A 23,551-nucleotide genomic window follows, 5' to 3' on the forward strand; every position below is an offset into this window, starting at 1 on the left:
GTTTCGCTTCGCTCTACGCCATCCTACAAAAGCCGCCACCACGTGCGCGCTGGGTTGGTGGGCACATCAATGTGAGGTTCGAGCGAAGAACGTTGAAGCAGCCGCCAAACGCCCCTTCCCAGGAGGCCAAGCGAATCGTCGTGGAGGGGGTTGAGCGACATGGATGTCGCGAGAGCCGCGATGGGCCAGGGATGGCCCTTCGCGGCGTGCCCCTGGAACGATGATGGAGCGAGGGAAGTCTGGCTTCAGCCAGACCCGTATGGAGGGGCAAGTTTTTTGGTTCCTTTTCAACGATTGGAAAAGGGACTCGCCCGGGTGGGCGAAACCAGAAGTACCAGCAAAGCTCAGCAATCAACTGGGCTCAAATCCTCTAGCAACACTTAACGCAAACAGTACCGACTCCGTCGCCTCGCGGTTGACGCCCGCCGACTGGCGGTTAAGCTGCGCGCCCCTGATCCCCCGGAGCCCCGTGTGGAAACCCGTCAACTGATCCTCGTCCCGCAGATCTCCAGCGTGCCCGGCCATCACGCCCTGGCAGGCCGCATGCTGCGCTGGCTGGTCCGCCAGGACGTGGTCGAGGCCCTGCCCAGTGCCTTCGCCCGCGGCGGCAACCGCATGGTCCACGCCCTCGCGCCGGGGGCCCGCAAGGTCGCCGAACACCCCGCGCATGTGCCGCTGGGCCAGCCGCGCACCGGCCTGGAGATCGTCGACAAGCGCTGCATCTATACCCCCGCACGCGGCTTTCTCGGCGAGGCCGGCTGCCCGGACTGCCGCCGCGAGATCGGCGAGCCGCTGTTCGAGAGCCTGGAGAACTGGTGGCCGGGCGAGACCGACAACTTCACCTGCCCAGAATGCGGCTTCGAGGACGACATCAACGGCTTCCTCTTCCTCCAGCCCTGTGGCTTCTCCAACCTGGCGTTCATCTTCAACGGCTGCACCGAGGCCGGCTTCGATCGCGCCTTCCTCGCCGCCTTTGCCGATCGCCTCGGCTACCCCGTGCGCGTGGTGCGGGTGGAAGACTGAACCGCGCGCATTGAGCGCGGACCTTCGCCGCCCGTATCATGCCGTCCATGTTCAAAGACCCCTTCCAACGGCTCGGCCTCGACCGCGAGGTGCTGACCGTCAGCCAGCTCAACCAGCGTGCCCGCCATCTGCTGGAGGACGTGTTCCCCCAGGTCTGGGTGGAGGGCGAGATCTCCAACCTGGCCAAGCCCGCTTCCGGCCACCTCTACTTCACCCTCAAGGACAGCCAGGCCCAGGTGCGCTGCGCGCTGTTCCGGCAGAACGCCGCCAAGGTGCGCCAGGCGCTGCGTGACGGCCTCGCGGTGAAGGTGCGCGGCAAGGTCTCGCTGTTCGAGGGCCGTGGCGACTACCAGTTGATCGCCGACGCCGTGGAGCCCGCCGGCGACGGCGCCCTGCGCCTGGCCTTCGAGGCATTGAAGGAAAAGCTCGCCGCCGAAGGCCTGTTCGACGCCGAATCCAAGCGCCCACTGCCGGCCCACCCGCAGCGCATCGGCATCGTCAGCTCGCCCACGGGCGCGGTGATCCGCGACATCATCAGCGTGTTCCGCCGCCGCGCCCCGCAGGTGGAACTGACCCTGGTGCCCACCGCCGTGCAGGGCCGCGAGGCCACCGCGCAGATCGTCCGTGCCATCGAGCGGGCCGATGCCCAGGGCTTCGACGCGCTGATCCTGGCCCGGGGCGGCGGCTCGCTGGAAGACCTCTGGTGCTTCAACGAGGAAGCCGTGGCCCGCGCCGTGGCGGCCTGCCAGACGCCCATCGTCAGCGCCGTGGGCCATGAGACGGACGTGTCCATCGCCGACTTCGTCGCCGACGTCCGCGCGCCCACGCCCTCCGCCGCCGCCGAACTCCTGGCCCCGGATTCCAGCAGCCTGCGCCAGCGCCTGGACAGCCTGCAGCGGCGCCTGGTGCTGCGCATGCAGCAGCAGATCGCCCATCACCACCTGCGCGTCGAGGGCCTGACCCGCCGCCTGCGCCACCCCGGTGAACGGCTGCGCCAGCAGGCCCAGCGCCTCGACGACCTGGAGATGCGCCTGCAACGCGCCCTCGATCGCCAGCTGAGCACCCGCCGGGAACGCTTCGCGCGCCTGGAAACCCGCCTGGCCGCGCAACATCCGGGCCGGGCCCTGAGCCTGCTGCGCCAGCGCCTGGACAGCCTCGCCGCGCGGCTGCCCCGGGCCATGCAGGAAGGCCTCAAGGAGCGCCGCCTGCAATTGCAGAGCCAGGTGCAGACGCTCAATGTCGTCAGCCCGCTGGCGACGCTCGGCCGGGGCTACAGCATCCTCCTCGACGAGCGCGGCCAGGCCATCCGCAACGCCGCCCAGACCCGCCCCGGCCAGCGCCTCAAGGCCCGCCTGGGCGAGGGCGAGCTCGACGTGCGGGTCGAAGACAACCACCTCACCCCGGTCACCCTTTCCCTGCTGGATTGACAGATGCGCCTGCTGCTCGCCCTGCTCCTCGCCGTCACCCTCCCCGCCCAGGCCGAAGGCTTCATCAGCCGCCTGCTGCACAAACCGGTGCCCGGCGGCGTCGCCGTGGTGCAGCTGGGCCAGGGCGCCCAGGCACCGACGGTGCGCTTCCAGGACAAGCCGGTGCTGGTGGTCAAGGAGGAAGGCCGCGACTGGATCGCCATCGTCGGCATCCCCCTCGGTACCCCCGCCGGCACCCAGCAGGTGCAGGTGAGCGATGGCCGCAGCCTGGCCTTCAGCGTCGGCAAGAAGCATTACAAGGAACAGCGCATCACCCTGAAGAACACCCGCCAGGTGAACCCGCTGCCCGAGGACCTCAAGCGCATCGATCGCGAACTGGCCGAGCAGACCCGCGCCTACCGCAGCTTCACCCCGGGCACGCCGAGCAACCTGCTGTTCGACAAGCCGGTGAACGGGCCGTTATCCAGCCCCTTCGGCCTGCGCCGGTTCTTCAACGGCGAGGAGCGCAACCCGCATTCGGGCCTGGACTTCGCCGTGGGTGCCGGCACGCCGATCAAGGCCCCGGCGGCGGGCAAGGTGGTGCTCATCGGCGACTATTTCTTCAACGGCAAGACGGTGTTCGTCGACCATGGCCAGGGGCTGATCAGCATGTTCTGCCACATGTCGAAGGTGGACGTGAAACTCGGCCAGCAGCTGCCGCGCGGCGCCGTGGTCGGGCGTGTCGGCGCCACCGGCCGGGCCACCGGGCCGCACATGCACTGGAACGTCAGCCTCAACGACACGCGCGTCGACCCGGCCATCTTCATCGGCGCCTTCAAGCCCTGACGACGGGCACGGGGTCGCCCGAGTCCGGCGCCGCCGTACAACTCCCCTTACAGACGTCGCCTGGGCCGTGCGGCGCATTTTTGCTAAGGTCCGCCAGCTCCGGAGGCCCGCCGCAACGGCCGGCCCGATCCCACCGCTGACATGGAGCCGCATATGCCCCACGAGCTGGCAACCTGGATGGACTGGCTGAAGGGCCACCCCGAACTCCTCACCCTCTGCGCATCCACCCTGCTGGTGCTCGGTGCCTGGCTGGCCAACTGGATGGTCAAGCGCATCCTCGTGCGCGGGCTCTATCGCCTGGTCGCCACCGGCCTCAACGGCGGTGCCAAGCTGCAGGACCACGGCCTGATCAAGCGCCTGGCCAACGTGGTACCGGCCCTGGTGCTGGCCAGCGGGGTCAAGGTCATCCCGGGCCTGCCGACGTCCCTGGTGACGGTGGTCACCAATGTCTGCGCCGCCTTCATCATCCTCACCCTCGCGCTGGCCCTGAGCGCGGTGCTGGATATCGTCAACGGCCTCTACCAGCGCCGCCCCGACGCCCACCTGCGGCCGATCAAGGGCTACCTGCAGGTGCTGAAGATCGCCGTGTTCGCCATCGCCGCCATCCTCATGGTGGCCAGCCTGATCGACCGCTCGCCGCTGATCCTGCTCTCCGGCCTCGGCGCCATGGCCGCGGTGCTGATGCTGATCTTCCAGGACACCCTGCTGTCGCTGGTGGCCAGCGTGCAGATCACCTCCAACGACATCATCCGCGTCGGCGACTGGGTGGAGATGCCCCAGCTCAACGCCGACGGTGACGTGATCGACATCGCCCTGCACACGGTGAAGGTGCAGAACTGGGACAAGACCATCACCACCATCCCCACCAAGCGCTTCATCACCGACTCGTTCAAGAACTGGCGCGGCATGCAGGAATCCGGCGGCCGACGCATCAAGCGCAGCCTGTTCCTGGACCAGAACAGCGTGCATTTCCTCGATGCCGACGACCTGGCCCGGCTGCACCGCTTCCGCCTGCTCGACGGCTACCTCAAGGCCAAGGAGAGCGAGCTGCTCAGCTGGAACGCGCAACTGGACGAATCCAGCCGTCTGCCGATCAACAGCCGTCAGTTGACCAACATCGGCACCTTCCGCGCCTACGTGGAGAACTACCTGCGCCACAGCGGCGACATCCGCCAGGACATGACCCTGCTGGTGCGGCAGATGGCGCCCACCGCCGACGGCCTGCCGCTGGAGCTCTACTGCTTCACCGCCACCACCGCCTGGGCGCGCTACGAGGCCATCCAGTCGGACATCTTCGACCACCTGCTGGCGATCCTCCCGGAGTTCGGCCTGCGCGTGTTCCAGCACCCCAGCGGAGCCGACATGCGCGAGCTGCGGCTGCCCGCGCAACCGCCACAGGCCACGCCCGCCGCAGCCCTGGACCACTCGTCGGGCTGAAACCGGAGCGGCATCAAGAAGCCAGTACGCCCGCCGATGCAGTGTCGATACCGGAATTTCCGGTAGTGCGAGCGAGAGACAGGATGCTGACGGTCAACACCAACATCGCCTCCTCGTTCACGCGAAGACAGTTGAGCACCACGGACAATGCACTGGGCAAGACCTTGCAGCGCCTGTCGACCGGCCAGCGCATCAACAGCGCCAAGGACGATGCCGCCGGCCTGCAGATCTCCAATGCCCTGACATCCCAGGTGCGCGGGCTCAACGTCGCCACGCGGAACGCGAATGACGGCATGTCGATGCTGCAGGTGGGAGAAGGTGCGCTGCAAAGCGTGACTTCCGCGCTGCAGCGCATCCGCACGCTCGGCCTGCAGGCCATGAACGGCTCCAACTCCGAGACCGACCGCGCCGCACTGAACCAGGAGGCCCAGAAACTCCTGGAGGAGATCAACCGGGTCAACGAGACCACCACCTTCGGCGGCCGCAAGATCTTCAGCCAGGACAGCGGCTCGCAGCTGGGCAAGCTCGACGAACGCGCGGTGCTCAATTCGCTCAAGGGCTTCTGGATCAGCGAGGGCGAGCAGCGCGTCTTCGACGCCTACGGGATCAAGGCCGACGGCGCCACGCTGAAGATAACCCTGAGCAACGACCCGTCCAGCACCACACTGGCCTCGGTCGCCGGTACCCCCGGCGCCGGTGGCAAGTACTACAACCAGGTGCTCGACGTGAACATGGCCTACTTCGATGGGTCGAGCCTGCCCAACGGCGGCAGCAACCCCGGCCAGTACACCGACCGCGTCCTCGCCCACGAGATGACCCACGCGGTGATGGGCCGGGCGATGAACTTCAACGCCCTGCCCGGCTGGTTCAAGGAAGGCACGGCGGAGGCGGTGCAGGGTGCCGACGAGCGCCTGCGCGGCGACATCGCCGCCAGCAGCATCGGCGCAGTGGTCGGTGCCTTCGGCGGCATCGGCAGCAGCGCCGGCTACTCTGCCTCCTACGCCGCCGTGCGCTACATGCACGCGGAGATCAAGGCCGCCGGCGGCAACGGCATCAGGGACGTGATGCAGTACCTGGCCGGCCACGCCAACTCCACCCTCGACGACGCCCTGGCCAATGCTAGCCGTGGCGCCTTCGCCAGCGCCGCCGACTTCGGCACCCAGTTCTCCGCCAATGGCGCGGCCTTCATCGCCGGGATGGACCTGACCAACGAGGACACCGGCGCCATCGGCGGCTTCGATGCCGACGGCGGCGATGTGTTCACTGCCGAGGACGTGTTGCCCAACCGCGGCACCGGCACACCCGGTTCCCTGGGCTTCAAGCTGGAAGAGCCCAAGCTGTTCGATGCCAATGCCACCGGTGGAGGCGTGCAGACCTCGCTGCAGGTCGGCGCCAACGCCTGGGAAACCATCGACGTCGGCCTTGCCTCCTTCAACACCGGGGCGATGGCGCTGAACAACGTCAACCTGATCAAGACCCCGGGCCTCGCGGTGATGGACATCGACGACGCGCTCGCCTACGTGGACCGCCAGCGCGCGTACATGGGCGCCATCCAGAACCGCCTGGACAACACGGTCAGCAACCTGCAGAACATCGCCGAGAACGCCAGCGCCAGCCGCTCGCGCATCACCGACGCCGACTTCGCCGCCGAGTCGGCCACCCTCGCCTCCAAGCAGATCCTCCGGCAGGCGGCGCAGAGCATGCTGGTGCAGGCCAACCAGCAGCCACAGGCCGTGCTCTCGCTCCTGGGCTGACGCGCAATTCCCGCCACATTTCGCCGCCAGTCGAGCAAAAAACCATCGCCCAGGCGCATCCAGCGCACGAAATCATCAATTTCTCGACAAGCCTTGCCATATTCAACCCAAGCCAATAGGGTTGTCGGCATGAAAACCGCTCACACCCTCATCCTCCTGCGTCAACACGCCTGCCTACGCCTGGTCAGCCCACGACTGCGTAGCTGAATCGCGACGCCCCGCTCCACCCCGCATTTCATTTGGCCGGCCGCCGTCATCAGGCCCATCAGAACAAGGATTGCCCCATGAGCATGCTCAACGACCCGTCTCGCAAATACCGCGCCTTCCCCGCCATCGACCTGCCTGACCGTACCTGGCCGTCGAAGACCATCACCGAAGTGCCGATCTGGTGCAGCTCCGACCTGCGCGACGGCAACCAGTCGCTGATCGAGCCGATGGACGCGCAGAAGAAGATGCGCTTCTTCAAAACCCTGGTGCAGGTCGGTCTCAAGGAGATCGAGGTGGCCTTCCCCTCCGCCTCCGACACCGACTTCAACTTCGTCCGCGAACTGATCGAGAACGGCCACATCCCCGATGACGTGACCATCCAGGTGCTGACCCAGGCCCGCGAAGACCTGATCACCCGCACCTTCGAATCCCTCAAGGGCGCGAAGAAGGCCATCGTCCACGTCTATAACGCCACCGCGCCGTCCTTCCGCCGCATCGTCTTCAACCAGGACCGCCAGGGCGTGATCGACATCGCCACCGGCGCCGCACGCCTTATCAAGCAGCTGGCCGCCAGGCAGCCGGAAACCCAGTGGACCTTCCAGTACTCGCCGGAAATCTTCAGCTCCACCGAGCAGGACTTCTCCCTGGCGGTGTGCAACGCGGTGATCGACGTCTGGGAACCGACCCCGACCAACAAGATCATCCTCAACCTGCCCGCCACCGTTGAGTGCGCCACGCCGAACGTCTACGCCGACCAGATCGAATGGTTCGGTCGCCACATCAACAAGCGCGACAGCGTGATCATCAGCCTGCACACCCACAACGACCGTGGCACCGGCGTGGCCGCCACCGAACTGGGCCTGATGGCCGGTGCCGACCGCGTTGAAGGCTGCCTGTTCGGCAACGGCGAGCGCACCGGCAACGTCGACCTGGTGACCCTGGCGCTGAACATGTACACCCAGGGCCTGCACCCGCAACTGGACTTCTCCGACATCGACGCCGTGCGCAAGGTGGTCGAGGAGTGCAACCAGCTGCCGGTCCACCCGCGCCACCCCTATGTGGGCGACCTGGTGCACACCGCCTTCTCCGGCTCCCACCAGGACGCCATCCGCAAGGGCTTCGCCCAGCAGAAGGAAGACGGTGTCTGGGAAGTGCCCTACCTGCCGATCGACCCGGCCGACATCGGCCGCAGCTACGAGGCGGTCATCCGCGTCAACAGCCAGTCGGGCAAGGGTGGCATCACCTTCCTCCTGGAGCAGGAATACGGCATCAGCCTGCCGCGCCGCATGCAGATCGAGTTCAGCCAGGTGGTGCAGCGCGAGACCGATCGCCTCGGCCTCGAAATGACCGCCGAGCAGATCTACAAGCTGCTCGACAGCGAGTACCTGCAGGCCACCACGCCCTACACCCTGAAAGGCCATCGCCTGCAGGAAGAGAACGGCACCAGCGCGGTGGACATCGAAGTCCAGGTCAAGGGCGAGACCCAGCACCTGCGCGGCATGGGCAAGGGTCCGCTGGAGGCCCTGGTGGCCAGCCTGCCGGTGAAGGTGGAGATCATGGACTACTCCGAGCACGCCATCGGTGGCGGCGCCAACGCCAAGGCCGCCGCCTATATCGAGCTGCGCCTGGAAGGGGGCCGCGCGCTGCACGGCATCGGCATCGACGAGAACATCACCACCGCCAGCTTCCGGGCCCTGTTCAGCGCCCTCAACCGCGCCCTGAGCCAGACCGAGGCCGAAGCGGCCTGACGCTCGCGACGGAAACGAAAAACCCCGCCTCGGCGGGGTTTTTCCTTTGTGGCAGGACGAGCGTCGGCTAGCCCTGCTGCTGCCAGTGGCAGCGGCCCCAGGCGCACATCGCCTCCAGCACCGGCTGCAGGCTCGCGCCGTGCTCGGTGAGGCGGTACTCCACACGCGGCGGCACCTCGGCGAACACGGTGCGCGAGAGCACGCCGTCATGCTCCAGCTCGCGCAGCTGCTGGGTCAGCATCTTCTCGGTGATGCCCGGCACGCGGCGCTTGAGCTCGGAGAAACGCAGCGCCTCCTTCATCAGGTGATACACCAGCAGCGACTTCCACTTGCCGCCGATCACGTCCAGCGTCACCTCCACCGGCGTGTTATAGACCTTGTCGCCCGAAACCAGGCGCTTGGTTTCGGTGGTGATCGGCTCGTGCTCGCTCATATTGCTTACCCATCAGTAAGTGACTGCCAGAATCGTACGTACTTGTCAGCGAGATTGCCACCGGCATAATCGACCGCCACATTCATGCCGAATGCAGCCGATGGAGATCGCACCGATGACCACACGCAACCTGTTCCAGCCCACCCAACTGGGTAGCCTCCAGCTTCCCAACGCGGTGGTGATGGCGCCCCTCACCCGCCAGCGCAGCCTGCAACCCGGCAACATCCCCAGCGAACTCAACGCCACCTATTACGCCCAGCGTGCCAGCGCCGGCCTGATCATCAGCGAGGCCACCCAGGTCTGCCCCGAAGGCCAGGGCTACGCCTGGACTCCCGGCATCCACAGCGCCGAGCAGGTCGAGGGCTGGAAGAAGGTCACCCGGGCGGTGCACGACAAGGGCGGTCGCATCGTCCTGCAGCTCTGGCACGTGGGGCGCATCTCCCACCCGCTGCTGCAGCCGGGCGGCGTCGATCCCGTCGCCCCGTCCGCCATCCAGGCCAAGGCCGACTGCTACGTGCAGGAAGCCGATGGCAGCCACCATCGCGAACCCACCGCCAAGCCGCGCGCCCTGGCGCTCGATGAAATCCCCGGCGTGGTCGCCGCCTACGCACAGGGTACGGCCAACGCCCTGCGTGCCGGTTTCGACGGCGTCGAGGTGCACGCGGCCAACGGCTACCTGCTGGACCAGTTCCTCTGCTCCGGCAGCAACCAGCGCACCGACGCCTACGGCGGCTCGGCGGCCAACCGCGCGCGCCTGGTACTGCAAGTGATCGACGCCGTGATCGCCACCACCGGCGACAGCGGCCGAGTAGGCGTGCGCATCTCGCCGATGGGCACCTTCGGCGACATCAGCGACGCCAACCCGCGCGAGACCTTCGACTACCTGGTGGAGCAACTGAACAGCCGCAACCTCGCCTACCTGCACATCAACAAGCCGGACTGGCTGGGCGGCACCTTCGAGGGCTTCGACGACCTGCTGCGCGAACTGCGCGACCGCTACCAGGGCAGGATCATCCTCGCCGGCGGCCTGGACAGCGGCAGCGCCGAGCAGGCCCTGGCCAGCGGCCTCGCCGATGCCGTGGCCTTCGGCCGGCCCTACATCGCCAACCCCGACCTGGTCGAGCGCTTGCGCCAGGGCGCCCCTCTCAACCAGCCGGACGCCAACACCTTCTACGGTGGCGCCGAAGCCGGCTACACCGACTACCCGACCCTGGGTTGACAGGCGCAGAAACGAAAACGCCGGGCATCGCCCGGCGTTTTTCATGGCAGCGGCTCAGACGAGCCCGAACAGCAGCAGGATCGGCACCATGGCGACGATGAACGCCAACATGAACAGCAGCCCGATCCCTACGCCCCGCCACAACGAGAAGAACGCGCCATTGGCAGCCTTGTGCCGGTCCAGTTGCGTGCCGAACAACTGCCGCGCATAGGCATTCATCGCCATCACCTGGACCACGCCGAAGACGATGGCAGGGACGTTCTCCGGCAGCAGGGCACCCGCGATGATTATCGCGATGAAGAAGCCGATCGAGACGGCCCACAGCTTTCCGGTCTCGCCACCCCGGCCCATGGCCTTGAGATTGGCGGCGGTGACATAGGCCCCGGCCAGTGGCGTGCCGAAGAAGGTGGCCAGGCCGACGCCAGGGATGCTGTAAAGGCGCAGGTGCTCGGTGCCGGTCGCCGGTACGAGCAGTTCGGCGGAGGGGGTCTGGAAGGGATTTTCGGCTTCCGTGCTCATGTCAGGCTCCTTGAGGCAACGCAGAAGAGGGATGCAGGACCGCCATGATACGGAGCCGCCCGGCAACGGGCGACCCCGCATGATTGACGGCCGGCGGCAGCTGGCCGCCACGCCCGTCAGTTACAGGTGCCCTCGTCGCGCCAGACCTTGCCGCTACCGTCCGCGCCGGTGAACTCCGGCTTGCCCGGCTCGGAGCCACGGTTCCACCAGCGTGCGGTATAGAGACGGCCCTTGTGGGTCGCCTGGCCACCTTCCCAATAAGCCTCATCGGCGCTCCAGGGCTTGGCGCAGCCGCCCGTACCCGGCTGCTCGGGGACCTGGGCGCCGACCTTCACTTCGTGGGTGCGCGTGGCCTCTTTCTGCCCATTGCTCAAGGTCAGGGTGAAGCGATAAGCCACCTCCCTTTCCTGGGGCGGGGCCACGAACGTCAGGTTGGCGCCACTGGCCTTGAACGGAACCTGCGGGCTTGCCCCCCAGCGGTAGGTCAACGGCAGACCGCCCGGATCGGTCGAGGCGGCGGCACTCAGGCGGACCTCGCCGCCGGCGATGGCCGTGGAAGGACCGGAAATGTGCGCCACAGGCGGCAGGACTACGGGTGGGTTCTCCGGTGTCTCGGTGCTGGCGCCACCGCAAGCGCCCAGGTCGCGCCAGACCTTGCCGCTGCCATCCAGCCCGGTAAACGCCGGGTCACCCGGCTCGTTACCCCGGGTCCACCAGCGCGCCTCGTAGGTGCGCCCCTTCCTCTGCACCTTGCTGCCCGACACGTAGTCGGATGTCGCGCTCCACGCGGGATGGCAGGTCGGTGAACCGGCGATGCCGGCCTTCACCAGTACCGGGTGGATCTTGCGCACCGTGTGCGTGCCGTTGCTCACGGCCAGCTCGAAGGTGTAGCGGGTGTCCCTGTCGAGCACCGGCGCCTTGAAGGAAACCCGGGGGCCGTCGTAGCTGAAGTCCAGCCTGGGCGAGGCCGACCAGGTGTAGCTGAGCACGCTGCCTTGCGGGTCGCTGGAGGCGGAGGCGTCCAGCCGGACCGTGTCACCGGCGCTGGCGGAGGCTGGGCCGGCGATCTGGGCTACCGGCGGCAGGATGGCGACGACCGGCTTCAGGCTGGCGAGCTTGACCAGGTTGTCGGCGCTGAACTGGCCCTCGGCCAACAGGGTCCAGTCACCATCGGGCCGGTCGCTGGCATGCACTTCGTAGTCCTTGATGTTGCCGAAAAGGCCGCTGCTCTGACGCGGCAGGTAGTGCAGCTGGGAAAAGCGCTCGCGTGCTCCCAGGTCGATGACGAAGTCGTACGGATAGCGCTCCTTGGACGAGGAATACCAGTAGGTACCGGTCCCGCCATCGATGGCGTTCTCGGGCTTGTAGCCCTTGGACGAGATGACCCGCCATTGATCACGGGGCAACGAGCGTCCATCGGCCCCGGCCAGGTGGAGCTCGGAGATGCTGGCGGCGTTGCCCCCTTCGATCGCCGACTTGGCGACCAGGCGGAGGTAACGCGCCTCGACCGTGTCCTGCTGCCTGGCGAACGCATGGCCCTCGAGCACCTGGTCGGTCGCCGTACGGTTGTCCTGCACCCGCATGGCCAGGTACCAGCGCCCGGGCCTCGGGTCCTTGACCCCCAGGGCCACGCCGGCCGCCATGATCGAACGCTCGTCGAACTGGGTGGCGGTCGGCTGCTGGCCATAGCGCAGGTAGAGCTGGATGCGTCCGTGGATCTCGTGGCCCGCGCCATGGTTCGCGGTGAACGCCAGGCGCTCGGTACCTGCCGGTACGTCGATGGGGAAGTACCGCCACTCGTTTCGATCCAGCGTGACGCGCTCTTCCAGGAACCGGGTGGCACGCTCGGTTTCCAGCGGCACCACGGAAGGGCTGTAGGCGGACATGCGTGCGCTGTTCTCGCGCCAGAGACGGGCTACGTCGGCCATTTCCGGATGCCCCAGGGGCACGCCCTGTCGATCCCTCAGATCGGGGTTGGAGAAGTAGTTGACCTGGTTGCCGCACATGATGGTCCCGACACGACCGTTGTGGTAGCCGTAGCGGTAGCCGTCGCCTTCCGGACAGTGGTTGGCACCGATGTTGTGCCCGACCTCGTGGCGGAAGGTGGTGGGCGAGGTGATCACGTTGATGGAGTAGCGGCCACGGATGTTGCCCCAGCCCAGCATGGTGTCCTCGCCCGTGATGCCTCTGAAGAAGCCGGTGACCAGGTCAGGCCCGTACTGGCGCATGCCGTCGGCGAACAGCACGTTCAGCTTGTGGAGCGTTTCCCGGGTGATGGCATGTTCGCTGTCGATCACCTGGGTGCCCACGAGGCGGAGGCGCACGCCTTCGACCCTGGAGTTCTTCAGCGCCAGGTTGACCGAGGCGATCTGCGCCAGTGCATAGGCCTCGTGGTCGCCGATGTACTCGACCGCATTGCGCGAGAACCCGGCCAGGACGTCGACGACGACCTCCCCTTCGGCATTACGGTCGACCAGGAAGCTGCGAGCTCCCGAGAAGGACTGCACCTCATGGGGCAGATCGGCTTGCGGAGCTTCTACATAGTCACGCGAGGCGGGAGGGTGGGTGTGGCTTGCGTCGTAGCGCGTGAGGGTCTGCTGTCCCGATGCTTCGCCGCGAATGACGATATTGGATTCGGGCAGCAAGGCGATGAAGCTGCCATCCCGACGGGCGACCACGATGACGTCATCGACGGCCTGCAAGGCGCGCGCACCCACGCCGGAAAACGCCCCGCCGGTGTAGACCTTGAGATCGCCGAACCTCTCCGCGCTATCCAGGGCCAGCCCCGAGAGATTGAGCCCGGTGGCGCTGCGCAGCTGCTCGGTGCCGCTGGGCACGTCGGCGCTCAAGCTCCGGGCGGAGAGGAGACTGGAGAGCTCGATGAAACGCCCCGTCTGGGTATCCAGTACCTGGGAAGGCAAAGAGCCGTTCGGGGAATGGGCCGAGTGGGCCTGGACGCCCAGGGGGAGAAGCGCGGCCAGGCCAAGGCTGGCGACCCAGGTGCGAGTAGAACGACTGAGTGGATTCAAGCGGAACGTCGGCATGGAAAAATCCTGGTCAGCAGCAAGCCCCTGCGAGTGCTTCACAGTGCAGCGAGCCAAGGGATCGAGGGAACGAGTTATTGCCGGCACGGCCATGCTAGGGGCAAGGCACGGGGAAGGGAAAAAAACGGATCGGAATTCGGACGCGTCTTAAGCCCCGGGTAATGAGCCGGCAGTGTTGCGCGTCGCCAGGGATGCGTGCCCGGAACCCGGCACCTCCGGGTTCCGGGCAAGCGGGGATCAGGGGGTCAATGCGAACCCATCTGCATCCAGGTGCGCGGGGAAACGCTCGCGGTAACCGGCCAGGGCGCCGGCAGCGAGGGAAACCTGGAACACACCGTCCCGCGCGCCGGCATCGAGCAGCGTCTCGCCCTGGAAGTCCAGGGCCTGGCTGTCACCGCTGTAGGGGTGGCCCTTGCCGTCTTCTCCGACCCGGTTCACCGCCGCCACGTAGCAGAGGTTCTCGATGGCCCGTGCCGGCAGCAGGCGGTTCCAGTGATGACGACGCGCGGCGGGCCAGTTGGCGGTGTAGAGCAGCAGGTCGGTGTCGTGGGGATCACGGCTCCAGACCGGGAAGCGCAGGTCGTAACAGACCAGCGGGCGCACCCGCCAGCCCTTGATCTCGAACAGCGCCTGGGTCTCGCCCGGCGTGTAGTGCTTGTGCTCACCGGCCATGCGGAACAGGTGGCGCTTGTCGTAGTGCAGCATCTCGCCGTCGGGGCGCGCCCAGAGCAGGCGGTTGCGGTGGCTGCCGTCGGCGGCGCGGATGATCACGCTACCGGTGACCACCGCATCGAGATGACGGACCTGCTCGCGCAGCCAGGCGTAGGTCGGGCCCTCCTCCTCTTCGGCGAGGACGGCCGACTCCATGGAGAAGCCGGTGGTGAACATCTCCGGCAGCACGATCAGGTCGGCGCCACGGGCCTGCTCCAGCAGGACCTCGAAGTGCCTGTGGTTGGCGTCGGCGTCGTGCCAGGCCAGGGTGGTCTGCACCAGGGCCAGCTGCAGGTCGGGCAATGAACTCAGATCGCGCATAGCTTCTCCGCTGCCTGGCGCAGCGTCTCCTCTCGTTTGGCGAAGCAGAAGCGCACCAGGCGCAGGTCACGCGGGGCGCTCTGGTAGAACACCGACACGGGAATGGCGGCCACGCCGTGTTCGCGGGTCAGCCATTCGGCCATGGCCACATCATCCAGCTCGGGGTGGATGGCGCTGTAGTCGACCAGCTGGAAATAGGTGCCGGCGGCGCGGGTGAAACTGAACCGCGATCCACCCAGCAGGTCGCAGAACAGGTCGCGCTTGGCCTGGTAGAAACCGGGCAGCTCGGTGAGGTGTTCGGGGTGGTCGGCCATGAAGTCGGCCAGTGCCCACTGCAACGGCGTGACGCCGCAGAAGTTGACGTACTGGTGCACCTTGCGCAGCTCGGCGGAGAGGGCCGGCGGCGCGACCACGTAGCCGGTCTTCCAGCCGGTGACGTGGTAGGTCTTGCCGAAGGAGCTGACCACGAAGGCGCGGGCATACAGCTCGTCATGGGACAGCACGCTCACATGGGACTGGCCGTCGAACACCAGGTGCTCGTAGACCTCGTCGCTGACCAGGTAGATGTCGCGCCCCCGGATCAGCGCCGCCAACTGGTCCAGTTCGGCCCGGGAGATCAGGGCGCCGCTGGGGTTGTGCGGACTGTTGAGGATGATCATCCGGGTGCGCTCGCTGAGGGCATCGGCCATGCGTTGCCAGTCGATGGCGAAGCCCGGCAGGGCCAGGGGCACATGCACGCAGCGGCCGCCGGCCAGTTCCACCGAAGGCTCGTAGCTGTCGTAGCAGGGGTCGAGGACGATGACCTCGTCACCGGCGCGCACCACGGCCTGGATCGCGCAGAAGATCGCTTCGGTAGCACCGGGGGTGACCGTGACCTCGCTGTCGATATCGACCTGGCGGCCATAGAAGGCCTGGACCTTGGCCGCCACCTGCTGGCGCAGCGCGGGCAGGCCGGTCATGGGGGCGTACTGGTTGTGGCCGGCACCGATATGGCGGGCCACCGCATCGCACAGAGCGGCGGGCGCGGAGAAATCCGGGAAACCCTGGGACAGGTTGATGGCGCCGGTTTCGGCGGCGAGCTGGGACATGCGGGTGAAGATGGTGGTGCCGACGTTGGGCAACTTGCTGGCGATCATTTCTTCAGGCTGCTGGCGACTGGGAAGTGGCGGCTAGCTTAAGGCCTGTCGGGCTCACGACCAAGATGAAAGCAGGCGTTGCGACAAGGTGCTGCCGGCCGCCCCGATGGCCAACGCCCGGAACGAAAAAGGGCGCCCATGGGCGCCCTCTTGCGGTTGCACGGGAATCAGCGCTTGTCGCGACGCTTCTTCTCGGCCTTCTTGTGGTGCGACATGAGGCGGCGCTTCTTGTTCACCTGGCGGTCGGTCAGGGTGTTCTTCTTGCCCTCGAAGGGGTTGTCGCCACCCTTGTACTCGATGCGGATCGGCGTACCCACCAGCTTCAGCACGCGCCGGTAGGTGTTTTCCAGGTAGCGCGAGTAGGACTTGGGCACCGACTCGACCTGGTTGCCGTGGATCACGATCAGCGGCGGGTTGGCGCCACCGAGGTGGGCATAGCGCAGCTTGATGCGGCGACCGTTGACCAATGGCGGCTGATGCTCCTGCACCGCGCCTTCGAGGATCTGGGTCAGGCGGCTGGTGGGCCAGCGGGTGATGGCGGACTTGAAGGAGGCCTGAACCGACTTGTACAGGTTGCCGACCCCGGTGCCATGCAGCGCGGAGATGAAGTGGATGTCGGCGAAGTCGACGAAGAACAGCCGGCGCTCCAGCTCGGTCTTCACGTAGTCGCGCTCGCCCGACTCCATGCCGTCCCACTTGTTCAGGGCGATGACCAGTGCACGACCGGTCTCCAGCACGAAGCCCAGCAGGTTGAGGTCGTGCTCGACCACGCCTTCGCGGGCATCCATGACGAAGATCACCACGTTGGCGTCCTGGATCGCCTGCAGCGTCTTGACCACGGAGAACTTCTCCACGGCCTCGAAGATCTTGCCGCGACGGCGCACGCCGGCGGTGTCGATCAGGGTGTATTTCTCTTCGTTGCGCTCGAAGGGAATGTAGATGCTGTCGCGCGTGGTGCCGGCCTGGTCATAGACGATGACCCGCTCCTCGCCGAGCATGCGGTTGACCAGCGTCGACTTGCCGACGTTGGGGCGACCGATGATGGCGATCTTGATGCCGTCCTTCTCGCTCGGACCGGGAATCCGGCTCTGCTCCTCGCCTTCGGCGACGTCCTCGGCCTGCGCGGCGGCGTCTTCCTCGACCGCATCGTCGCGGGGGAAGTCACCCAAAGCTTCCTGCAGCATCTGGCTGATGCCGCGGCCGTGGGCGGCGGCGATGGGCAGGGCGTCGCCCAGGCCCAGCGGGCTGAACTCGGCGCGGGCGAGGTCCGGGTCGATGGTGTCGACCTTGTTCGCCACCAGGTAGGTCTTCTTGTTGCGCTTGCGCAGGTGCTCCGCGATCGACTGGTCGGCGGCGCTCATGCCGGCGCGGGAGTCGACCATGAACAGCACCGCATCGGCCTCTTCGATGGCCTGCAGGGACTGTTCGGCCATCTTCGCGTCGATGCCCTGCTCGTCACCCGAGATACCGCCGGTATCGATGACGATGAAGGTGCGGCCGTTCCACTTCGCCTCGCCGTACTGGCGGTCACGGGTCAGACCGGCGTACTCCGCGACGATGGCGTCGCGGGTCTTGGTCAGGCGGTTGAACAGGGTGGACTTGCCGACGTTCGGGCGGCCCACCAGGGCAATTACGGGAACCATGAGGCTCTCCACTATTCGTTATTTCAGAAAACACAACGGCCGCTGCCGTCGGACGGCAGCGGCCGGACACTATTTTTCAGCTTAGCGGATGGTCAGCGCGACCAGCTTCCCGCCGTTGCCGAAGGCGTACAGCATGTCGCCGATCACCAGCGGACGCGCACGCAGGCCATCACCGTCGATCTTCTCGCGGCCGACGAAGTGGCCATCCACCTGGCTGAGCAGGTGCAGGTAGCCTTCGAAGTCGCCGACAGCCACGTAGCTGGAGAAGACCTCCGGCGCCGAGAGCTGGCGACGGGCCAGGGAGTCGTTGCTCCACAGCGCCGAGGACGAACGCTCGTCGATGCCTTCGACGGTGCCGCTGGCCTGGCTCACGTAGACGTTGCCGAAGCCCTGGGCGACGCCCACGTAGCTGGAAGCCTCGCGTTGCCAGAGCACGCGACCGCTGTCCAGGTCGAGGCCGGCGACGCGGCCCTGATAGGTGGCGACGTACAGGGTGCCGCCGGACAGCAGCAGGCCACCGTCGATGTCGACCACGCGATCCAGCTCGGAGCGGCCCTGCGGCACGGCCACACGCTGCTCCCACACCGGAAGGCCACGCTGCACGTCGACGGCGATGACCTTGCCGGAGGACAGGCCGGCCACGGCCAGGCGGTTGGTCACGATCGGCGCGCCCGTGCCACGCAGCGTCAGCACGGCGGGGGTGTTCTCGTAGATCCAGCGCTGGTTGCCGGTCGCGGCATCGAAGCCGAACAGGGTGTCGTTCTGGGTCTGCACCACCACCACGTCACCGTTGGTGGCCGGCGGGGCGAGGACTTCGCCGTTGACCCGGGCGCGCCATTTTTCTTCGCCATTGCTGGCGTCGAGGGCGATCACTTCACCTTTCAGGGTGCCGACCAGCACCAGGCCGTAGCCCGCGCCGACCGCGCCGGATACCGGGAGGTCCAGCTCCTGCTCCCACAATTTGTCGCCGCTCATGCGGTCGATGGCGACCACCAGGCCCTCGACGTCACCGGCATAGATCACGTCGCCGTCGACGGCGGGCACCAGCATGTTGTAGGACTCGCCCTGGCCTTCGCCGACGGAGCGACTCCAGACTTCCTTGAGCTGAACTTCCTCGGTGATGTCGGGCAGTTCGGCAGGCGGCAGTTCCTTCTTGCTATTGCTGCTGCAACCCGCGGCCAGAACGGCCAGGGCCAGCAGTGCGGCAAATTTCCAGCGCATCACGTCACGCATCCCCTTTGGCCAGGTCGTCGAGCTTCATCTGCAAGCCACCGACCGCTGCGTCTTCCGTCAGCGCGGCCTTGGCCTTCTCATAGGCGGCATGCGCCTCGTCGGAGCGACCCAGCTGTACCAGCAGGTCGCCTTTCAGTTCTTCACGGCTGGCCAGGAAGGCCTTGCCGGCATCGCCTTCGAGCAGCTTCAGGGCGTCGTCGACCTTGCCCTGGGCGGCCAGGACACGCGCCAGGCGCTGGCGCGCCAGCTCGCCGAGGGTGGCGTCGGCAGGCTTGTCCACCACGGCCTTGAGTTCGGCCGCAGCGTCATCGAGCTTGCCGGACTCCACCGCCACCTTGGCGACGAACAGACTGCCGTACTGGGCGTAGTGGGTGCCGCCGAAGTCGGTCTTCAGCTTGTTGGCCAGCTCGGCGACCTTGCCGGCATCGGGCTTGCCGGACGGGTTGAGCGCGGTTTCCAGCAGTTGCTGGTAGACCTGGGACGCGCCCTGGGCCTGGTTGGTCTGGTGCTTCTGCCAGGCCTGCCAACCGAAGACCACCACCAGCGCGAGGGCGCCGCCGGTGAGCAGGGGCTTGCCATTGCGCTGCCACCAATCCTTGATCGCCGCCAGCTCTTCATCTTCGGTACGCGTGCTCACCCCAATACTCCTATGTTCTAAAGGCTCAAGCCTGATCGATGCAGGCCGCCAGGCGCTCTGCGAGAGCGTCCCAGGCGATGTTCTGTTGTTCGCTGTCGTCGCGCAGGGGTTTGAAACCTACCACGCGGTTGGCCAGTTCGTCCTCACCCAGGATCAGGGCGAAGCGCGCGCCGCTCTTGTCGGCTTTCTTGAACTGGCTCTTGAAGCTGCCGGCACCGGAATTGACCAGCATGCGCAGGCCGGGAACGGCATCGCGCAGTCGCTCGGCCAGTGCCAGGGCAGCGAGTTCGGCAGGCTCGCCGAAGGCGCAGATGAAGGCATGCGCGGGAGCGTTGAGCTCGGCCGGGACCAGGTCCAGGGTTTCCAGCAGCAGCACCAGGCGCTCGACGCCCATGGCGAAGCCGACACCCGGGGTCGGCTTGCCGCCGAACTGGGTGATCAGGCCGTCATAGCGGCCACCGCCACAGACGGTGCCCTGGGAGCCGAGCTTGTCGGTGACCCACTCGAAGGCGGTGCGACTGTAGTAGTCCAGGCCACGGACCAGCTTCTGGTTGATCTCGTAGCGGATGCCGACCGCGTCGAGGCGCGCCTTGAGGCCCTCGAAGTGGGCCACGGACTCGGCGTCCAGATAGTCGTGCAGGCGCGGGGCGTCGACCAGCAGGGCCTGGGTTTCCGGCACCTTGCTGTCGAGGATGCGCAGCGGGTTGGTGGTCATGCGCCGCTGGCTGTCTTCGTCGAGACGATCGAAGCGCTCCTGCAGGTAGGCCACCAGGGCTTCGCGATAGGCGACGCGGGCCTCGCTGGAGCCCAGGCTGTTGAGCTGCAGGGTCACGGCATCACCCAGGCCGAGCTTCTTCCACAGGCGCCAGGTGAGCACGATCAGCTCGGCGTCGATGTCCGGACCGGGCAGGTTGAAGACTTCCACGCCGATCTGGTGGAACTGGCGGTAGCGGCCCTTCTGCGGCTTCTCGTAGCGGAACATCGGGCCCGCGTACCACAGCTTCTGCACCTGGCCGCCGCCGGTCATGCCGTGCTCCAGCACGGCACGCACGCAACCGGCGGTGCCTTCGGGGCGCAGGGTCAGGGACTCTTCGTTGCGGTCGAGGAAGGTGTACATCTCCTTGTCGACCACGTCGGTGCCTTCGCCGATGCCGCGGGCGAAGAGCTCGGTGAACTCGAGGATCGGCAGGCGGATCTCGCGGTAGCCGTAGCTGTCCAGCAGGTCTGCCAGGGTACGTTCGAGGTAACGCCAGGCAGGGGTCTGCTCCGGCAGGATGTCGTTCATGCCACGGATGGCTTGCAGCGTCTTGCTCACTCGGAATCCTTATCAGCTGCGGGCGATGACGGCCGCGTCAGCTTCGACCTTTTCGGCCGCTTTGCGGCGGATCAGCTTTTCCAGCTCGTCCACCAGGTTGTCATTGTTCAGCTTCTGCGCCGGCTTGCCGTCGATGTAGATGAGGTTGTTCGGCGTGCCGCCGGTCAACCCCACATGGGCTTCCTTGGCTTCGCCGGGCCCGTTCACCACGCAGCCGATCACGGCGACGTCCAGCGGGACCAGCAGGTCCTCGAGGCGGCCTTCCAGTTCGTTCATGGTCTTGACCACGTCGAAGTTCTGCCGCGAGCAGCTCGGGCAGGCGATGAAGTTGATGCCACGGGAACGCAGGCGCAGGGACTTGAGGATGTCGTAGCCGACCTTGATCTCTTCCACCGGATCGGCGGCCAGCGAGATGCGGATGGTATCGCCAATCCCGTCGGCGAGCAGCATGCCCAGGCCCACGGCGGACTTCACGGTGCCGGAGCGCAGGCCGCCGGCTTCGGTGATGCCCAGGTGCAGCGGCTGGACGATCTGGGTGGCCAGCAGGCGATAGGCTTCCACCGCCATGAACACGTCGGACGCCTTGACGCTGACCTTGAAGTCCTGGAAGTCCAGGCGATCCAGGTGCTCGACATGGCGCAGCGCGGACTCCACCAGGGCTTGCGGGGTGGGCTCGCCGTACTTCTTCTGCAGGTCCTTTTCCAGCGAACCGGCGTTGACGCCGATTCGGATCGGGATGCCACGGTCACGGGCGGCATCGACCACGGCACGCACACGGTCTTCACGGCCGATGTTGCCCGGGTTGATGCGCAGGCAGTCGACGCCCAGTTCCGCCACGCGCAGGGCGATGGTGTAGTCGAAGTGGATGTCGGCGACCAGGGGAACGCGGACCTGCTGCTTGATCTTGCCGAAGGCCTCGGCGGCCTCCATGTCAGGCACCGAGACGCGGACGATATCGGCGCCCGCCTCTTCCAGCCGGCGGATCTGGCCAACAGTGGCGGCGACGTCGCAGGTATCGGTGTTGGTCATGCTCTGGACGGCGATCGGGGCGTCACCGCCCACGGGCACGGAGCCGACCCAGATCTTGCGGGACTGGCGGCGTTTGATCGGGGATTCGCAATGCATGGCTTATTGCCCCAGTTTCAGGCGAGCGGTCTCACCGTGGGTGTAGGGCGCCACATCGACGGCCTGGCCGTTGTAGCTGACCTGGGCGCCACGGGCGTAACCCAGGCGCAGCTCGAACGGTGGCCTGCCGGCCAGCTCGACGGACTCGCCGCTGCGCTTCAGGGCACTGAGCAGGACCTTGCCATCGGCATCGGTTAGCTGGGTCCAGCAATTGGCGACGAACTGGATGCGCACCAGGCCCTGGCCGGCGGCAGCGACCACCGGAGCCTGTGCAGGTGCGGCAGGCGCGGTGGCGGCGGGAGCCGTGGGCGCGGCAGGCACGACGGGAGCGGCCGGAGTGGTGGCCGTGGCGGCGCTCGGTGCAACGGGGGCGCTGGTGGCCGGCGCACTGGACTGGGGCAGAGGCAGGGCCTGGGCCGACGCGGAGGCGACGGCGGACGGGGGCGTGCCTTCCGGCTGCGCGGCGACCTCGGGGGAGAGTTCGCCCGGGGCGCCCTCCTCGCCCTGCTGGGCCTCGACGACCGCCTGGTCCTCGGGCTCGTCCAGCGGGTGGATCTGGGTGGTGCCGTCGGCGCTCTCGACCTCGACGTGCTCCATGCTGATGTCGGCGGTTTCACCGCTGCGGCGCTCGGCCTGGTCCTGCCACCAGAGGAAGCCGATGACGCCCAGGACCAGCAGGATGGCGAAGCTGACGAAGCGCAGGACGCTCTGCGACAAGCGCACCGGCTCCTCGATGCGCCCCAGGCTGTGGACGTTGCTGCCGGTGGCGTCGGTGCCGGTATAGAGGTCGAAGTCGGTCACCAGGCGCGCCTGGTCCATGCCCAGCAGCTTGGCGTAGGCACGGATGTAGCCACGGGCGAAGGTGTGGCCGGGCAACTGGTCGAAAGAGCCCGCTTCGAGCTGGCGCAGGGCCTGTTCGGTCAGGTTCAGCTGTCGCGCGACCTCGGCAAGGCTCAGGTCCTTGCTTTCACGCGCCTGACGCAGGGTCTCGCCTGGGTTGGCACGGGTCGCCGCGGCAATTTCGGGTTGCGACGCTTTCATCTTTGCTCCGACAGGTATTGCTGGTATTCCGGCGTGCCGGGATAGAGTCGTTTGAGTTGCAGGCCCAGGCTCGCCGCCTGGTCGCGGTCATCGAACACGGTGGCCAGACGGATACCGAGCAGGAGGCTGCGGGCGGTCTGGGGCGCGATCTTGCTGTAGCGGTCGTAGTATTCGCGGGCCGGGACGTACTGCTTCTCGGCATAAGACAGGTCTGCCATCTCCAGCAGCGCCACCGGTTGCTGGCGGTTGAGTCGCAGGGACTTGTCGAAATGCTGCTTGGCCAGGTCCGGGCGGTTCATCCGCAGGGCGGTCAGCCCGAGGTTCTCGAACACGCGGGAGCGCTCGGGGTAGAGGCTGTCTTCGGCGGCCTGTTCGAAACGCTTGTAGGCCTCCTCGTAGCGTTTCTGCTCATAGAGGAAGCCGCCGTAGTTGTTGAGGATGCGCGAGTCGGTGCGCGAGGACAGCGCCTTGCGGAAATGCTCGTCGGCGAGCTTGGGTTCCATTTCGGTCTGGAAAACCAGGGCCAGCGCGGCGTTGGCATCGGCGCTGGAGGAGTCGAGCTCCAGCGCCTTGCGCAGCGGCACCTTGGCGCGCTCGGCGGCCCCCTGGGACAGGTAGCCGATGCCCAGCTGGATGTAGGCATCGCGGGCCTTGTCGCGGCCTTCCGCGGTCTTCATCGGGTCAACGGAGCCAGTGGACACGCAGCCCACCAGGCTGGCGAAAACGAGAAGCAGCGCGGGGCGCAAGGTCATG

19 protein-coding genes are annotated in these 23,551 nt (G+C 66.9%); 7 read left to right on the forward strand and 12 right to left on the reverse strand.

The window, feature by feature from the left end; genetic code table 11:
• The first annotated feature begins 471 nt into the window (after nt 1-471).
• The 6 genes from ACYJSS_RS16020 to leuA all read left to right on the forward strand — a co-directional run bounded on the left by ACYJSS_RS16020 (nt 472) and on the right by leuA (nt 8,421).
• Nucleotides 472-1,023, forward strand: coding sequence for a sugar ABC transporter ATPase (locus ACYJSS_RS16020; RefSeq protein ID WP_111263292.1), 552 nt, complete (start codon nt 472-474; stop codon nt 1,021-1,023).
• A gap of 47 nt (nt 1,024-1,070) precedes the next feature.
• On the forward strand, nt 1,071-2,450 hold the full coding sequence (gene xseA / locus ACYJSS_RS16025) for an exodeoxyribonuclease VII large subunit (RefSeq protein WP_236205456.1): 1,380 nt from the start codon (nt 1,071-1,073) through the stop codon (nt 2,448-2,450).
• 3 nt (nt 2,451-2,453) lie between these two features.
• Complete coding sequence (locus ACYJSS_RS16030) at nt 2,454-3,275, forward strand: peptidoglycan DD-metalloendopeptidase family protein (RefSeq protein ID WP_111263290.1); 822 nt, start codon at nt 2,454-2,456, stop codon at nt 3,273-3,275.
• Nucleotides 3,276-3,428: 153 nt separating this feature from the next.
• Nucleotides 3,429-4,712: a mechanosensitive ion channel family protein gene (locus tag ACYJSS_RS16035; protein ID WP_111263289.1), complete on the forward strand. Its 1,284-nt coding sequence runs from the start codon at nt 3,429-3,431 to the stop codon at nt 4,710-4,712.
• Between the two features lie 83 nt (nt 4,713-4,795).
• Nucleotides 4,796-6,466 carry a flagellinolysin gene (locus ACYJSS_RS16040; protein ID WP_111263288.1) on the forward strand — a complete coding sequence of 557 codons (1,671 nt, stop codon included), beginning with the start codon at nt 4,796-4,798 and terminating at the stop codon, nt 6,464-6,466.
• Between the two features lie 284 nt (nt 6,467-6,750).
• Nucleotides 6,751-8,421 carry a 2-isopropylmalate synthase gene (leuA, locus tag ACYJSS_RS16045; RefSeq protein ID WP_236205455.1) on the forward strand — a complete coding sequence of 557 codons (1,671 nt, stop codon included), beginning with the start codon at nt 6,751-6,753 and terminating at the stop codon, nt 8,419-8,421.
• 67 nt (nt 8,422-8,488) lie between these two features.
• Here the strand turns inward: leuA and ACYJSS_RS16050 are convergent, their stop codons facing one another.
• Nucleotides 8,489-8,854 carry a winged helix-turn-helix transcriptional regulator gene (locus ACYJSS_RS16050; protein WP_111263286.1) on the reverse strand — a complete coding sequence of 122 codons (366 nt, stop codon included), beginning with the start codon at nt 8,852-8,854 and terminating at the stop codon, nt 8,489-8,491.
• Nucleotides 8,855-8,969: 115 nt separating this feature from the next.
• On the opposite strand from ACYJSS_RS16050, the gene ACYJSS_RS16055 reads away from it, so the two are divergent.
• A complete protein-coding gene (locus ACYJSS_RS16055; RefSeq protein ID WP_236205454.1) occupies nt 8,970-10,073 on the forward strand; it encodes an alkene reductase in 1,104 nt (367 codons plus the stop codon).
• 54 nt (nt 10,074-10,127) lie between these two features.
• Here the strand turns inward: ACYJSS_RS16055 and ACYJSS_RS16060 are convergent, their stop codons facing one another.
• From ACYJSS_RS16060 to pilW, 11 genes are all read right to left on the reverse strand, one after another.
• Nucleotides 10,128-10,592 (reverse strand): hypothetical protein, encoded by a 465-nt coding sequence (locus ACYJSS_RS16060; protein WP_236205453.1) that lies wholly within the window; start codon nt 10,590-10,592, stop codon nt 10,128-10,130.
• Between the two features lie 116 nt (nt 10,593-10,708).
• A complete protein-coding gene (locus ACYJSS_RS16065) occupies nt 10,709-13,636 on the reverse strand; it encodes a discoidin domain-containing protein (protein ID WP_236205452.1) in 2,928 nt (975 codons plus the stop codon).
• 237 nt (nt 13,637-13,873) lie between these two features.
• On the reverse strand, nt 13,874-14,668 hold the full coding sequence (locus ACYJSS_RS16070; protein ID WP_236205451.1) for an amidohydrolase: 795 nt from the start codon (nt 14,666-14,668) through the stop codon (nt 13,874-13,876).
• On the reverse strand, nt 14,656-15,804 hold the full coding sequence (locus tag ACYJSS_RS16075; protein WP_111263281.1) for a pyridoxal phosphate-dependent aminotransferase: 1,149 nt from the start codon (nt 15,802-15,804) through the stop codon (nt 14,656-14,658). The genes ACYJSS_RS16070 and ACYJSS_RS16075 overlap by 13 nt, the downstream gene beginning before the upstream one ends.
• A 167-nt stretch (nt 15,805-15,971) precedes the next feature.
• Nucleotides 15,972-17,447 carry a ribosome biogenesis GTPase Der gene (gene der / locus ACYJSS_RS16080; RefSeq protein WP_111263280.1) on the reverse strand — a complete coding sequence of 492 codons (1,476 nt, stop codon included), beginning with the start codon at nt 17,445-17,447 and terminating at the stop codon, nt 15,972-15,974.
• 81 nt (nt 17,448-17,528) lie between these two features.
• Nucleotides 17,529-18,680, reverse strand: coding sequence for an outer membrane protein assembly factor BamB (gene bamB, locus ACYJSS_RS16085; protein WP_236205450.1), 1,152 nt, complete (start codon nt 18,678-18,680; stop codon nt 17,529-17,531).
• Nucleotides 18,673-19,317, reverse strand: coding sequence for a YfgM family protein (locus tag ACYJSS_RS16090; protein ID WP_111263278.1), 645 nt, complete (start codon nt 19,315-19,317; stop codon nt 18,673-18,675). The genes bamB and ACYJSS_RS16090 overlap by 8 nt, the downstream gene beginning before the upstream one ends.
• A gap of 25 nt (nt 19,318-19,342) precedes the next feature.
• Nucleotides 19,343-20,632: a histidine--tRNA ligase gene (gene hisS / locus ACYJSS_RS16095; RefSeq protein ID WP_236205449.1), complete on the reverse strand. Its 1,290-nt coding sequence runs from the start codon at nt 20,630-20,632 to the stop codon at nt 19,343-19,345.
• A gap of 12 nt (nt 20,633-20,644) precedes the next feature.
• The gene (ispG, locus tag ACYJSS_RS16100; protein WP_111263276.1) at nt 20,645-21,757 is read right to left on the reverse strand and encodes a flavodoxin-dependent (E)-4-hydroxy-3-methylbut-2-enyl-diphosphate synthase; all 1,113 of its coding nucleotides are present in this window, start codon (nt 21,755-21,757) and stop codon (nt 20,645-20,647) included.
• A gap of 3 nt (nt 21,758-21,760) precedes the next feature.
• Nucleotides 21,761-22,798 (reverse strand): RodZ domain-containing protein, encoded by a 1,038-nt coding sequence (locus ACYJSS_RS16105; protein ID WP_236205448.1) that lies wholly within the window; start codon nt 22,796-22,798, stop codon nt 21,761-21,763.
• Nucleotides 22,795-23,550: a type IV pilus biogenesis/stability protein PilW gene (gene pilW, locus ACYJSS_RS16110; RefSeq protein ID WP_111263274.1), complete on the reverse strand. Its 756-nt coding sequence runs from the start codon at nt 23,548-23,550 to the stop codon at nt 22,795-22,797. The genes ACYJSS_RS16105 and pilW overlap by 4 nt, the downstream gene beginning before the upstream one ends.
• Nucleotide 23,551: the final 1 nt, after the last annotated feature.

The organism is Pseudomonas sp. No.21, from assembly GCF_054558415.1.

What these genes read in the sequence shown, in the direction of transcription:
- xseA (WP_236205456.1), top strand. Translation starts at nt 1,071, where the DNA reads ATGTTCAAAGACCCCTTCCAACGGCTCGGCCTCGACCGCGAGGTGCTG.
- ACYJSS_RS16030 (WP_111263290.1), top strand. Translation starts at nt 2,454, where the DNA reads ATGCGCCTGCTGCTCGCCCTGCTCCTCGCCGTCACCCTCCCCGCCCAG.
- ACYJSS_RS16035 (WP_111263289.1), top strand. Translation starts at nt 3,429, where the DNA reads ATGCCCCACGAGCTGGCAACCTGGATGGACTGGCTGAAGGGCCACCCC.
- ACYJSS_RS16040 (WP_111263288.1), top strand. Translation starts at nt 4,796, where the DNA reads ATGCTGACGGTCAACACCAACATCGCCTCCTCGTTCACGCGAAGACAG.
- leuA (WP_236205455.1), top strand. Translation starts at nt 6,751, where the DNA reads ATGAGCATGCTCAACGACCCGTCTCGCAAATACCGCGCCTTCCCCGCC.
- ACYJSS_RS16050 (WP_111263286.1), bottom strand. Translation starts at nt 8,854, where the DNA reads ATGAGCGAGCACGAGCCGATCACCACCGAAACCAAGCGCCTGGTTTCG.
- ACYJSS_RS16055 (WP_236205454.1), top strand. Translation starts at nt 8,970, where the DNA reads ATGACCACACGCAACCTGTTCCAGCCCACCCAACTGGGTAGCCTCCAG.
- ACYJSS_RS16060 (WP_236205453.1), bottom strand. Translation starts at nt 10,592, where the DNA reads ATGAGCACGGAAGCCGAAAATCCCTTCCAGACCCCCTCCGCCGAACTG.
- ACYJSS_RS16065 (WP_236205452.1), bottom strand. Translation starts at nt 13,636, where the DNA reads ATGCCGACGTTCCGCTTGAATCCACTCAGTCGTTCTACTCGCACCTGG.
- ACYJSS_RS16070 (WP_236205451.1), bottom strand. Translation starts at nt 14,668, where the DNA reads ATGCGCGATCTGAGTTCATTGCCCGACCTGCAGCTGGCCCTGGTGCAG.
- ACYJSS_RS16075 (WP_111263281.1), bottom strand. Translation starts at nt 15,804, where the DNA reads ATGATCGCCAGCAAGTTGCCCAACGTCGGCACCACCATCTTCACCCGC.
- der (WP_111263280.1), bottom strand. Translation starts at nt 17,447, where the DNA reads ATGGTTCCCGTAATTGCCCTGGTGGGCCGCCCGAACGTCGGCAAGTCC.
- bamB (WP_236205450.1), bottom strand. Translation starts at nt 18,680, where the DNA reads ATGCGTGACGTGATGCGCTGGAAATTTGCCGCACTGCTGGCCCTGGCC.
- ispG (WP_111263276.1), bottom strand. Translation starts at nt 21,757, where the DNA reads ATGCATTGCGAATCCCCGATCAAACGCCGCCAGTCCCGCAAGATCTGG.
- ACYJSS_RS16105 (WP_236205448.1), bottom strand. Translation starts at nt 22,798, where the DNA reads ATGAAAGCGTCGCAACCCGAAATTGCCGCGGCGACCCGTGCCAACCCA.
- pilW (WP_111263274.1), bottom strand. Translation starts at nt 23,550, where the DNA reads ATGACCTTGCGCCCCGCGCTGCTTCTCGTTTTCGCCAGCCTGGTGGGC.